Consider the following 13,038-nt stretch of genomic DNA (forward strand, 5'->3'; position numbering starts at 1 on the left):
AGAAAGTCCTTTAAAGGCCCCTGAGGGACGGGTCGTTGGTTAATCCTGGAGCGCTGTCTGTGCCCTCTACAGCATTTCGGCTTCCTGTCCGAGAACCGGTTTTGCAGCCCTTACGGACGCCCGCTCGATGAGCGGGCATTCGACCTTGATCTGGGCCGGTCCGGACTGGCGGCCATTCGCATTGTCGAGCAGCAGTTCGAAGGCGATTTCTCCCATCTCGTATTGTGGCAATACGAGTGTTGAAAGCGGTGGATGCGTGCTTTCGGAAATTTCCCGATTGTCAAATCCGATCACCGCAATGTCTTCCGGTATCCGCAGGCCGCGTTCCTTCAGGGCGTCGAAACACCCAAGGGCCATGAGATCGTTCGCGCAGAAAATTGCATCCGGTGGCATGTCGAGATTCATGAGCGCATGGGTGTGCTCGTAACCGGACAGCGGCTCCCAGTTGCCCGGTTTGACGAGGTCGCCGTCGAAAGGAATGTCGTGGCTCGAGAGGGCTTGCCGGTAGCCTTTGAGCCTGTCCCGCGTCGCTTCCACGCCCGACTGGCCGTTGATCAGGGCAATGCGTTTGTAGCCGGCCTTGATCAGATGATCGGTTGCCGTCCGCCCTCCCAGAACGTCGCCAGGTACGACTGAGGGAAGGGAGCGATCGGCGTTGTAACAGTTCAGGAGCACGGTGTGCTGGCCGTCAAAGGCAGAAGACAGTTCGACGCGCCGGGTCAGGATCGTGCCGTAGATCATGCCCAGAAGAGGCAGGCGGCTCATCTGGTTGACGATCATCTGCTCGGTTTCTTCGTCTCCGTGGCTGACTGCCAGACTGACGTTGATGCCGTATTCGTACGCCTTGTCCCGAACACCTTCGAAAGCCAGAGCCATCCACGGATCGGTTGTGATTTCGTCCGCAATGAAAACAATGTTCGACCGGTCATCGGGCACCGTCCGCGCCCCCCGGCGTATCAGATTGTACCCCAGTTCTCTGGCGGCTTCGTGCACGCGCTTGCGCGTCGCGTCGCTCAACTTCGCGCCGCGGCTTCCGTTCAGGACGAGCGATACCGTTGCCTGCGAAACTCCGGCCATTGCCGCAACATCCATCATTGTAGGACGTCTATCTTTGCCAAGCCGGGCTTTTTTCGCCATCTTCGTTCCGGTCTCCTCGCAATGGACGGATTAGGTGTCTGAACCGGCGAATGACTATCGGGAAAGACGGTCAAACGCAACGTTTCTGCACCGTCGATATCTGCACAGGTGTCTGTTTCTCCTCACGCTTTAGTCGAGTGAACGCAAATTGCGGACGCGGTCGAATGCAACTGCAATGACAATGAAGCAGCCGATGAACATGCCTTGCCAGAACGTCGAGATGCCAAGAAGTATCAGAGAGTTCCTGATCACTTCGATCAAGAGAGCCCCGATGACCGCTCCAAGGGCCGTTCCCTGGCCTCCGGCAAGATTGGCACCTCCAATCACCGCCGCGGCAATCACCGTCAGTTCCATCGCCTGTCCCAGATTTGTCGTCACGCTGCCGAGCCAGCCGGCCATGAGGATGCCGGCGACCCCCGCGGTCATGGCCGAAAACACATAGATCGAGACCTTGATTCGCTTCACCGGAATGCCTGTCAGGGTCGCTGCCTGCTCGTTTCCGCCGATGGCAAACACATATTGGCCCCATCTCGTCCACCGAAACACCACGCTCATCACGATGGTCAGAAGACCGAGTACGTAGATCGGATGCGGCAAACCCAGTGTCGAGCCGCCGCCGACCCATAACAAAAGGTCGTGATCGGGGCCGAATTCCCAGATCATCTTGTTGTTGGACAGGACCATTGCCAGAGATCTGGCGGCCGACAGCATCCCGAGCGTCACCACAAACGCCGGCATGCCCACGTAAGCAATCAATGTACCGTTGATCGCTCCGACAATACCCGCTGCGACAAGTGCCGCGATCGCTGATATCCAGAACGGGTTTCCCGATGACATCAGGACACTGATGACCATCGCGGACAGGACGACTGTCGATCCGACGGACAGATCAATCCCTCCCGACGCAATTACGGTCGTCATGCCGATCGCGATCAGGCCGACAAATGCAAAGTTGCGTGTCACATTGAACAGATTGCGCTGGGTTGCGAAGGAATCCGTCAGCAAAGACAAGGCGACACAGGCAAGAAGGGCTGCCAGAAAGACCCAGAAAATCTGGGAGTTGAATATCCTGGAGAAGGGCGATCCGTGCTGGCTGTGCCCAATGGCTTGCTCAAGAGTTGTCATGGTGTGATCCCCCTCAAGCCGTTTCAATGGCGCCGGTAATCAAACCGGTCACCTCTTCCGGAGAACTTTCGTTTGCCGGCTTGCAAGCCACGAGTTGTCCTCTTCGCAGCACGGCGATGCGGCTGCAGACCGCAAACACATCCGGCATTCTGTGGCTGATCAGGACAACGCTGATACCCTGGTCACTCAGCCGATGGATCAGGTCCAGGACCTCGGCAACCTGGCGTACCGAAATGGCGGCGGTCGGCTCATCCATGAGGACGATTTTGGCGTTGGAAAGAAGCGTTCTTGCAATGGCCACAGCCTGCCGCTGCCCGCCGGACATACGCCTGACAAGGTCTCGAGGGCGGGTTTCGGATTTGAGGACCGCGAATAGATCCGCTGAGCGCTTGTACATGGTGGCATAGTCCAGCAGCTTGATCCCGCCGAAGGACCGCCGCGGCTCTCTGCCAAGAAAGACATTGGACGCCGCCGACAGGTTATCGCAAAGCGCCAGGTCCTGATAAACGACCTCAATACCTTCTACCTGCGCGTCGAGCGGACGATGAAAATCCATGCTGGTGTCATCAATGGAAATCGAACCGTGGGTGGGCCTGAAGTTGCCCGCAACGATCTTTACCAGGGTTGATTTACCCGCACCGTTGTCCCCCATCAGTCCCAGCACCTCGCCCGGAGCCACTTCCAGGGATACGTCGTTCAAAGCCTGAATGGCTCCAAAGCTTTTTGAGATTCCGCTCAGCCTCAGCCTCGACATTCTGATTTTCCTCCCCAAACACCCGGCCAGATGGACGTCGCCACTTGGGAAGTCCTCCCGGTTATGTCCCCGTGACAGGCCGGTTTCAGCTTACCGCATGACACACGTTTTGGTGTCGTTTTTCAATTCTTGACTAATTAATATTAGTAAATATTATTTAATAAAGGCAAGGGGAGATAAATGAAGCTTCTGCTTACAGGTGCCACGGGCAAGGTCGGGCAAAACTTCCTGCCGCGCTTTCTGTCTGAGGACATGTTCAGCGGGTGGAGTGTTGTGGCTCTGTGCAACAACCGGACGATCGATCCCGGCGACCGCGTAGAGGTCATCCGCGGCTCAATTGCCGATCCTGCTTGTGTGTCGAAAGCCATGGCCGGTGTTACGCATGTGCTTCACATGGCAGCCGTCAAGGAATCTCCCGAACTTGCAATCGACGTTTCCGTGAAAGGAATGTTTGTCCTGCTCGAAGAGTTCCGGAAACTGGCAAATGCAAGGCAATTCGTTCTGATCAGCGGGGACTGTGCCGTTGGTCATGCCTTCCAGCCATATTCGGAGCCGGTTACGGAAACTTCGGAACGCAAGGCTTATCCGGGTTGTTATGCCCTGACCAAGGTTCTGGAAGAGGTAATGCTGGAGCAATACCGGCATCAATATGGTCTGAACGGCTGCATATTGCGCGCACCCTGGATCATGGAAAAGGACGACTTCAAGTTTGCGCTGAGCTTTGGTCCAGACCAGTTCGGCGGCCCCTTGTGGTCGGACTTTCTTGCCGCCGATGAAATCCAGCGCCTTGCCGGCGGCCGATTTGCCCCGTTGCTGCTGGACCGGGAAGGCGCGCCGCTCAAGCGCAATTTTGTGCACGTGGATGATCTTGTTTCCGCGATCCTTGCGGCATTGGACAGTCCGAAGGCGGCTGGCCAGCTTTTCAATATCTCCATGAACGAACCGGTAGACTACCGGTGCGTCGCCAGCCATCTCGCGGCCACAAGATCCTACGAAATCGCGGAAATTCCGACCTCTCTCCACAGCAACTGGCTCGACAATTCCAAGGCGCGCCAGAGGCTGGGCTGGGAACCGTCGGTAGACCTGGAGGCTCTTGTTGAAGGGGCCTGGAACTACAGAAGGGACATCAAAGATCCCCGTAAAATCTGGTACCCGGGGTAAATCGCTCCGGGACCTGCTGGACAGAAGGGAGTGACACGCATGAGACGGAATTTACTGTTGCTTGGCGCCGCTGCCGTTTTGGCAATTTCAGTCGGATCGAGCCTTGCACAAGACAAGAAAACCCTCGCAATCGTGGTGAAGGGGCTTGATAACCCTTTCTTCGAACAGATCAATCTGGGTTGCCAGAAGTGGATGTCCGAAAACGCGGACAGCGAATATGAATGTCTTTATACCGGCCCCGCATCATCCGCCGACGAGGCTGGCGAGGTCCAGATCGTGGATGATCTGCTTACCCGCGGTGTTGCCGCAATCGCCATTTCGCCGTCCAACGCGCCTGCCATGGCAAACCGCATCCGTCAGATCGCGCCAAGCGTGCCGGTCATGACCATTGATGCGGATTTCCTGGCCGACGACCGCGACCTTCGCAAGACCTATCTTGGCACCGACAATTATCTGATGGGCGTCAAGATGGCCGAGGAGGCCGCGAAGCTCAAGGCGGATGGCGGAACGGTGTGCCTGCAACTTGGAAACGTTGCTGCCGACAATATCAATGCCCGGGCTCAGGGGTTCCGTGATACGGCCGCTGGAGAAAAAGGTGTCGATCGCCTGACTGGCCAGAACGGCTGGACCGAGATCGATGGATGTCCCGTTTTCACCAATGACCAGGCTGATCTTGCAAACCAGCAGATGGCTGACACGTTCATCGCCAATCCCGATCTTGATGCGTTCATCCTGATCGGTGGGTGGGCTCAGTTCGCGCCGCAGGCCTATACGCAGGTGACGGATCAGGTGATGGACAAGCTGAAGTCCAAGGATCTGATCATCATCGCCGGCGATACCTTGCCGCCTCAGACGAAAGCCTTCCGCGATGGCAGGAGTCATGCTCAGGTCGGCCAGAGGCCGTTTGAAATGGGCTATCGTGCACCGGACGTGATGATGCAGCTCATCAACGGAGATAGCGTAGACGATCCGCTCTATACGGGGCTGGATGTCTGTAACCAGGAAGATCCTGGTTTCTGCGCAGACAACTAGACAACTTCTCCACTGGCCGCCGAACTGGCGCATTGGTTCGGCGGCGCTTTTTCCTGGCGGGGCCATGGCTTTCACATGGCGCTTTCCCGCCGGCGCGCGTGCGTGCGCCCATCAGATCTTTTTCGTGAAGGGTGCCAAGGTTCGAAATATTACCCTCGATTAGCTGCAAAGGATGGCTTGTTAATTAATGCTTGAAAACTTCAATTAATTAATATTAGTAATAATTTGTTGCGGGCGATGTATCGTTGCCCAGAGACAGGGAGGAAAAATTGAAACTTCGTAAAACCCTTTGCGTGGCAGCCATTGCCACACTCGCCGCCACGGCGGCGCATTCGCAGGAAAAGCCGCAATTGGCATTCGTTGTGAACGCGGCCTCCGACTTCTGGAAACTGGCTGAAGCCGGCGTGAACGCCGCGCAGGCGGAGCTGCCCGGCTATGAGCTTCAGTTCCGGTATCCCGCCCAGGGAACGGCAGCGCTTCAGAATGCCCTCATGGACGACTTGGTGGCTGCCGGGACTGACGCCATCATGATTTCGTCTGTGGATCCCAAGACATCGACCGACGCCTTCAATCGTGTTGCCGCACAGGTGCCGCTGTTCACGACGGACAGCGATGCACCGGAAAGCGACCGGATTGCCTATCTGGGGTCTTCGAACACGCTTGCTGGAAATCAGGCTGGCGAAATTGCAATCAAGGCCTTGCCGGACGGGGGAACCTGCATGGGTTTTGTCGGCTTTCTCGGTGCCGATAACGCCAAGGAACGCATCGCCGGTTTCCGCGAAACCGTGAAAGACAAGGGCATCGAGCTGGTCGACGTCCGAGGTGACGACGTCGACTTCGCCAAGGCCCGGTCGAACGTCGATGACGTTCTCGCTGCCAATCCGGAAATCGACTGCATGGTCGGCTTCTACTCATACAATCCCCCGAAGATCTACGAAGCGCTTCAGGCGGCTGGCAAACTGCGTGAAATCACCGTCATTGCCTTCGACGAGGACCCGATCACTCTCGGTGCTATCCGTGAAGGCAGCTTCGCCGGAACGGTGGTGCAGGATCCTTATCAGTGGGGCTATCAGGGCATGCACCTGATGGCCGACTTTCTGGAAGGCGACAAATCCGGAATTCCGGCTGATGGTCTGATCATCGTACCGACGAAGATCATCGATGCGGAAAATGTCGATCCGTTCGAACAGCAGCTGAAAGAGCGCATCAAAGGCTAGGTCGGGCCCTCCCAGGCGGACCCTGAGGCTGCGCGGACCGGATTATTGCCGGCCCGTGCAGCCGAAGCTGATCATTATGGCGGAGCCAAAACCTTGATCCCCGGATTTGAGAAGATTTCCCTCGAACTCACACGGGTAACGAAAGTCTATCCGGGTGTCGTTGCCCTTCAGGATGTCGATTTGAGCATCAAGGGCGGAGAAATCGTTGGCCTGATCGGCGAAAACGGCGCCGGCAAGTCCACCTTGATGAAAGTGCTGGGTGGCGCGATCTCCCCTGACGGGGGTGATATTATCATAGACGGCGTCCGGACCGGTGGACTGACCCCGGCCGAAGCTTCTGCGCTCGGCATTGCCTTCGTCCATCAGGAGCTCAATCCGTTTTCAAATCTTGACGTGACCGCAAACGTGCTTCTGGGCCGCGAAATCACATCCGGTCCGCTACGATTGCTCGACCGGCGCGCCATGGTGGCCAAGGTGGAGCCTATTCTCGAGATGCTCGGTACGCGTTTCGGTGCCAGCGACTCCGTTGCGGACCTTTCGCTCGCAGATCAGCAATTGCTCGAAATTGCCCGCGCATTGTCGATGAATGCACGCCTGGTCATTCTCGATGAGCCGACGTCAAGTCTCACCTTGTCGGAAACCGACAGGCTGCTTCAGGTCATGCGGCAGCTGAAAGATCAGGGCGTTGCAATCCTGTTTATCAGCCATCGTCTGAGTGAAGTGGAAGACGTCGCGGACAGGGTTGTGTGCCTGCGCGATGGCAGGAACGCAGGCGCACTGGTGGGCGCCGGCATCCGCAAGGACAGAATGGTGCGGATGATGATCGGCAGGGATGTCGGTCAGTTCTATGAAAAAAAGCCCCACCAATTGCGCGAGCCGGTGCTTGAGCTGCAGGGTGTGCGCACGTCGACTTTTCCCGGCTCACACGTCGACCTGACACTTCATGCCGGTGAGATCCTCGGAGTTGCCGGTTTGGTAGGTGCGGGCCGAACGGAACTTGCACGCGCTGTCTTCGGTGTGGAGCCTCTGGTTGATGGCACCATCCGGCTCAACGGCCGGGAATTGCAAACTCATTCAGTTCCAGAAGCGATTGCCGCAGGGCTGTCGTTGGTGCCGGAAAACAGAAAAGAGCAGGGCCTTCTTCTTGATTTTGCGATCTGCGCGAACATTTCCTTGCCCTGTCTCAACAAGCTGAGCCGCCGCGGTGTCGTTGACCGGGCGCGCGAGGCAACGTTGGCGGAAAGCTCGCGCGACCGGCTTTCCATCAAGACCAGCGCCATCACACGGGCCGCTGCTGAGTTGTCCGGCGGAAACCAGCAGAAGGTGGTGCTGGCGAAGTGGCTGGCGATGAAGCCAAAGGTTCTCATTTTCGACGAACCGACCAGAGGCATCGATGTGGGCGCGAAGGCGGAAGTCTATCACCTCATGCAGGCGCTCGCGGACGAAGGCGTCGGTATCCTGATGATCTCGAGCGACATGGAGGAAGTCATCGGGGTGTCGGATCGTGTGGCCGTCATGCGTCGGGGGCACGTGTCGGGGATCCTGGGTCGTGACGAACTGACGGAAGAAAACATACTCCGGCTGGCGGTCGGGTAAGGGAGTTGGGGAGACAGAATGCAAAAGAAGGATATCGGACTGGCGGTACTTGTTCTGGTGGTCGGGACAGTTGTCGCCCTGATCAATCCCCGGTTCTTGTCGCCGATCAACCTGGCGAACACGGCCAATCTCATTGGTCTTTTCGGGCTGTTTTCCCTTGCAGAAGCTTTCGTGATCGTGACGGCCGGTATCGAGTTGTCCGTCGGTTCTCTTATCGCGCTCCTTGGTGTCATCTTCGTCGATCTGATCGTTCAGCAGGGCGTTCCCTGGCCGGTTGCCTGCCTGATCGTGCTTCTGCTGGGAGCCTGTTTCGGTTTCATCCACGGCTGGCTGATCACCCGGTTGAAGCTTCAGCCCTTCATCGTCACCTTGTGCGGCCTCCTGATCTATCGCGGGGTCGCGCGGTTCTACACCAAGGACGGGACGGCAGGCTTTTCGTTCGGAGACAGTTTTCCGGTTCTGGAGTGGCTGATTTCGGGGCGGAGCGGTGGTGTCCCCCACTCGATTATCGCCTTCACCATTATAGCGGTGATCGCCTGGTTCGTGCTTCATCGCACAGTTTTCGGCAGGCATCTTTTCGCTGTGGGCAAGAACGAGGAAGCAGCCCGCTACACCGGAATCAACACGAGGCGGGTCATTGCTCTGGCCTATGTCATCTGCGCTGTTCTAACCGGTCTCTCGGCCATCTTCTTTGCCATGTATACCCGCTCCATCCACCCCGCATCCCACGGCAATTTTTATGAACTCTATGCAATTGCAGCCGCCGTGCTGGGAGGATTTTCCCTAAGGGGAGGGGAGGGGTCCGTTGTCGGCGTCGTGTTGGGTGTCGTTCTGCTGCAGATGCTTCAGAATCTCGTCAATCTGCTCGGCATTCCCTCATCGCTCAACTTTGCGGTTATGGGCAGCGTAATCCTGATCGGTGTCATCGCAGACAATCAGATCGCCAAACACAGGAACTCCCGGCGCCAGGCAAGCGCCCTTGCGACCATTGCACCGGCCAACCGGGAGCCGCGTTCGGAAGCGGTATGATGTCGCTTTTTCAATCTTGAGCGAGCATGGACCGGGCAGGCCTGCTGGTGGGCTGCCTGATCCGACAAGGGGGCTTAGAGAGTGACGATGGCCTTGATCAAGGCTTCCCTGTCTGTCGCCAGCTCCTTGATCTTCGCCGGAAGATCCTCGAGGCGCACGGTCAGCGTGCACAGCGCGTCGGTGTCGATCCGGTCTGAGCGAATTGCCGACATGACGGTCTCGAAGTCTTCTCTCGTGGCGTTTCTGCTGCCGATGATCTGGGTTTCGCGCTTGTGAAACTCCGGGTCGCTGAAGCTGATGGTTTCCTTCACGACGCTCACCAGCACATAGCGGCTGCCATGCGCAAGAAGAGGAAAGCCGGCTTCGATCGCGGCCGCATTGCCTGTTGCATCGAAAATCACGTCGAAGCCGTCTTGCAGCGGACCTGACAGAATGTCGGTTCCGACGAGATGCGTGTTCTTGAAGCCGAATTTTTCCGTCGCCTGGGCCAGCCGTGTTTGGCTCATGTCCAGAAGATGGACTTCGGCTCCCGAAAGCCGGGCAAAGAGAGCTGTGCCGATGCCGATGGGACCGGCCCCGGTGACCAGAACCCTGTCGTCGGCAGATAACGCCGCCCGGCGAACGGCATGGGCCCCGATTGCAAGAAACTCCACCATCGCCGCCTGAAGTTCCGTCAAGCCGGTCGCCGGATAGAGATTTTGCTGGGGAACGGCGATGCGGGAACACATTCCGCCATCCCGGTGAACACCGAGAACCTCGATGCTGCTGCAGCAGTTCGGTTTGCCCTTCATGCAGGCCCGGCAGGCGTTGCACGAAAGATACGGGTTGATCACCACCAGTTCCCCGGCAGTCCACGGGCCGACACTTTCCGCGATCCTGCCGCTTAGCTCATGACCGATGACACGCGGGTAGTTCAGGAAAGGGTGCTTGCCTTCCAGAATATGGTAGTCGGTGCCGCAAATGCCGACGGCCTCGATGTCCACAAGCACCCAGCCGTCCGGCGCGTCTTCGGGCAGGACCCGCGTTTCGAGCCTGAAAACACCCGGTTCGATGACGGTACCGCATTCCATTGATCGGGCCACTGCCGGTGATTTGGTCTTTTCAATATTCATTGAACGGCTTTCCGGCTCCTGGGAGCCCAGTCGTGAGGAAGGTCGCCCTTGATGATAAGGCTGAGAACATCATCCTTGGTCACGTCTTCAATCCGGTGCGAGCCGACTTTACGGCCCTTGTTCATCACTATGACACGATCGCAGAGTTCGAACACGTCATGCATGTCGTGGCTCACCAGGAGGATGCCTATTCCTTCTTCGCGCAATTGTCTGATCAAGGCACCGACCATGGCCGTTTCCGAAGGGCCGAGAGCGGCTGTCGGCTCGTCCATGATTAGGATCTTGACGTCAAAATAGATCGCTCTGGCAATGGCAACAACCTGGCGCTGACCGCCCGAGAGGCTCGACACCGGATCGTTCAGGTTCTTGAAGTTCGGGTTGAGCCTTTTCAGAACGCGGACCGCCTCGGCCATCATCCTGCTGTCGTCCAGATTTCCGAACCTTGTTTTCAGTTCCCGGCCGAGAAACAGGTTGGCGGGTGCGTTCAGATGATCTGCAAGGGCAAGCGTCTGGTAGATGGTTTCGATGCCCAGATCGCGGGCGTCGTGAGGCGATTGAATGTCGGCGATTTCGCCATTGACGCGGATTGTCCCCTCATTGGGGATCATGGCCCCGGACAGGATGCGCATCAGACACGATTTGCCGGCGCCGTTGTGGCCGAGAACGCCAACGACTTCACCTGGATAAAGCTCCAGAGAAACATCATTTACCGCCCTTATGCCGCCAAAGTGCTTTTCGATTGCCTCCATCTGCACCAGCGGTGCCGCGGATTGTGCATCTGGTTTCATATTCCGTGTCCCGATCGACGATTGAAAAGACCGGAAGCCTTTGAACAGAAAGGCTTCCGGCCGCATTGTGGTGCGTTAGTAAAGGACGTTCTGAACGCTCGGATGATCGATGTTGTCCTTGGTCGCCAGGACAACGCCGGTGTCGATGAAGTTCGGGACCTGTTCACCGTTCAAAAGCTTCAGAATGGTCTGAACGCCGATCTCGCCCATCTGGAACGAGCCTTGAACGGCAGTCGCGGCCAGAGTTCCGTCGCGGACGAAATCCTGAAGGTCGGTGTTGCCGTCAAAGCCGATTGCCGTGACCTTGCCGGCCTTGCCAGCTTGCGCCAGGGCCCGGCCCATGCCGATGGCTGTCGGTTCGTTGGCACCGAAAATGCCGACGAGATCCGGGTTTGCCGCAAGAACGTCGGTGGTCTGGTTCAAGGCGGTGGCCATCTGTGACTGGGAGTAATAGGGGCCGACGATCTCGATCTTGGACTGATCCTCGATCCGCTTGACGAAGCAGCCGACGCGGCCAAGTTCGGAGCCGACACCCGCGACATAGGACATCACGGCAACCTTGCCCTCTGTCCCGACTTCCGAAATCATCTTGTCGGCAACCAGTTGACCGGCAGCGCAGTTATCGGTCGACAGGAATGACTGGTAAAATTCCTTGCCGTTGTCGGCGAGGCCGGAGTCGATGATGACGACGGGAATTTCCGATTCATACGCTTTCTTCACTGCCGGGATCAGGGCTTCCGGATCGGATGGTGCCAGGACAATTCCGGATACGCCGCGGTTGATGGCGTTCTCGACAAGGCTGACCTGATCGGCAACGGCCGATTCCGACGCCGGACCGTTGAAGGTCATTGTGTGGTCCGACTGGCCTTCGATGGCTGCGCTGGCGCCCTTGTTCACGTTCTGCCAGAAGTTGGAATTCGTCGTCTTGACGATGACCGCAATTTCTCCGGCCTGCGCGGCTGCTGCGGACAGCGCAAGGGCACTTGCCATCATCGCTGTGGTCAAAAGCTTCTTCATTTCATTCTCCTCCGTCTGAAGTTGCTCTGGAAATCGTCCGGCTTTCTCAGCGCCGGTTTCTGATCTGATCGACGTAGACCGCCAGAATGACGATGACGCCGATCACGATTTGCTGGATGAATGCGGACACGCCGGCCATGTTGAGGCCGTTCCGCAGAACGCCGATGATGGCTGCGCCGATCATCGTTCCGGAAATATTGCCGACGCCGCCCATGAGCGAAGCCCCGCCGATGACTGCCGCGGCGATCGCGTCGAGCTCGTACATGACGCCTTCGTTCGGCTGAACCGTCACGAGACGGGACATCAGGACGTTGCCCGCGAGACCTGCAAGAGCTCCTGAAAGGACGTAGGCGAAGATCTTGGTGCGATCGACCAGGACACCGGAGAGGCGCGCGGCTTCCTCGTTCGAGCCTGTGGCATAGATATGCCGACCGATCTGGCGGCGCCTGAGAAGATAGGCAGCGGCAAGTGCGACAACCGCGAGCAGAATGACCGGATAGGGAATTCCGGGGAAGACGACTTTCGGGAAGATGCCGCCGGTTTTCTCCACGATGCGGAACAAGGAGCCATTGCCCAGAAGACCGAAACTTTCGCCCAGGCGCGAAATCGGTGCTGCGCCCGTCAGCTGGAGGGCAACGCCTCGGGCGATCAGCATCATGCCGAGCGTTGCCACGAACGGGGTGATCCGCATTTTGGTAATGACGAAGCCGTTGATGAAACCGCAAGCGGCGCCGGCCATCACGCCGATCGCCATGGCGGGACCGACCGGCACGCCTGCCTTGATGCTCAATCCGGTGATTGTTCCGGAAAGGGCAAGCACAGAGCCGACGCTCAGGTCGATGCCGCCGGTAATGATGACCATCGTCATCCCGATGCCCAGCAAGCCGATGACGGACGTCTGCAGCAGCACAGTCAGGCCGTTGTTGATGGAGAAAAAGGCCGCGTTTCCAAACGAGAACGCGAAGATCAGCAGGGCAAGGGTCAGGAGCGCCGATAACTTGTGAAAGGAACCGGCAGACAGTTTGAAGGTCCAGGAAGCTGGCTCTGCGCCTCGATCAAGATCCGCCATA

General features: G+C 57.8%; 12 protein-coding genes. 5 read left to right on the plus strand and 7 right to left on the minus strand.

The genetic code is table 11. The annotated features are described in order from the left end of the window. Positions 1-66 precede the first annotated feature (66 nt). From B0E33_RS29065 to B0E33_RS29075, 3 genes are all read right to left on the minus strand, one after another. Complete coding sequence (locus B0E33_RS29065) at positions 67-1,095, minus strand: LacI family DNA-binding transcriptional regulator (protein ID WP_077294117.1); 1,029 nt, start codon at positions 1,093-1,095, stop codon at positions 67-69. Between the two features lie 171 nt (positions 1,096-1,266). Further along, positions 1,267-2,262 carry an ABC transporter permease gene (locus tag B0E33_RS29070; RefSeq protein ID WP_077294120.1) on the minus strand — a complete coding sequence of 332 codons (996 nt, stop codon included), beginning with the start codon at positions 2,260-2,262 and terminating at the stop codon, positions 1,267-1,269. Positions 2,263-2,275: 13 nt separating this feature from the next. Beyond that, a complete protein-coding gene (locus B0E33_RS29075; RefSeq protein WP_077294123.1) occupies positions 2,276-3,016 on the minus strand; it encodes an ATP-binding cassette domain-containing protein in 741 nt (246 codons plus the stop codon). Positions 3,017-3,196: 180 nt separating this feature from the next. On the opposite strand from B0E33_RS29075, the gene B0E33_RS29080 reads away from it, so the two are divergent. The 5 genes from B0E33_RS29080 (at position 3,197) to B0E33_RS29100 (ending at position 9,051) form a co-directional block, all read left to right on the plus strand. Beyond that, complete coding sequence (locus B0E33_RS29080; RefSeq protein WP_077294126.1) at positions 3,197-4,177, plus strand: NAD-dependent epimerase/dehydratase family protein; 981 nt, start codon at positions 3,197-3,199, stop codon at positions 4,175-4,177. 39 nt (positions 4,178-4,216) lie between these two features. Next, the gene (locus B0E33_RS29085; RefSeq protein ID WP_077294129.1) at positions 4,217-5,209 is read left to right on the plus strand and encodes a substrate-binding domain-containing protein; all 993 of its coding nucleotides are present in this window, start codon (positions 4,217-4,219) and stop codon (positions 5,207-5,209) included. A gap of 269 nt (positions 5,210-5,478) precedes the next feature. Further along, positions 5,479-6,426, plus strand: coding sequence for a sugar-binding protein (locus tag B0E33_RS29090; RefSeq protein ID WP_077294132.1), 948 nt, complete (start codon positions 5,479-5,481; stop codon positions 6,424-6,426). Between the two features lie 93 nt (positions 6,427-6,519). After that, complete coding sequence (locus B0E33_RS29095) at positions 6,520-8,022, plus strand: sugar ABC transporter ATP-binding protein (RefSeq protein ID WP_077294584.1); 1,503 nt, start codon at positions 6,520-6,522, stop codon at positions 8,020-8,022. An 18-nt stretch (positions 8,023-8,040) separates the two neighbouring features. Then, the gene (locus B0E33_RS29100) at positions 8,041-9,051 is read left to right on the plus strand and encodes an ABC transporter permease (RefSeq protein WP_077294135.1); all 1,011 of its coding nucleotides are present in this window, start codon (positions 8,041-8,043) and stop codon (positions 9,049-9,051) included. Positions 9,052-9,125: 74 nt separating this feature from the next. Here the strand turns inward: B0E33_RS29100 and B0E33_RS29105 are convergent, their stop codons facing one another. The 4 genes from B0E33_RS29105 to B0E33_RS29120 all read right to left on the minus strand — a co-directional run bounded on the left by B0E33_RS29105 (position 9,126) and on the right by B0E33_RS29120 (position 13,037). Continuing rightward, positions 9,126-10,121 (minus strand): zinc-binding alcohol dehydrogenase family protein, encoded by a 996-nt coding sequence (locus B0E33_RS29105; RefSeq protein WP_077294590.1) that lies wholly within the window; start codon positions 10,119-10,121, stop codon positions 9,126-9,128. Between the two features lie 38 nt (positions 10,122-10,159). Beyond that, a complete protein-coding gene (locus B0E33_RS29110) occupies positions 10,160-10,951 on the minus strand; it encodes an ATP-binding cassette domain-containing protein (protein WP_077294587.1) in 792 nt (263 codons plus the stop codon). A gap of 75 nt (positions 10,952-11,026) precedes the next feature. After that, positions 11,027-11,968 carry an ABC transporter substrate-binding protein gene (locus B0E33_RS29115; protein WP_023001507.1) on the minus strand — a complete coding sequence of 314 codons (942 nt, stop codon included), beginning with the start codon at positions 11,966-11,968 and terminating at the stop codon, positions 11,027-11,029. Positions 11,969-12,014: 46 nt separating this feature from the next. Then, complete coding sequence (locus B0E33_RS29120; protein ID WP_075281820.1) at positions 12,015-13,037, minus strand: ABC transporter permease; 1,023 nt, start codon at positions 13,035-13,037, stop codon at positions 12,015-12,017. Position 13,038: the final 1 nt, after the last annotated feature.

The sequence above is a fragment of the Roseibium algicola genome, assembly GCF_001999245.1.
In the GTDB taxonomy this organism is placed as follows: Bacteria; Pseudomonadota; Alphaproteobacteria; order Rhizobiales; family Stappiaceae; genus Roseibium; species Roseibium algicola.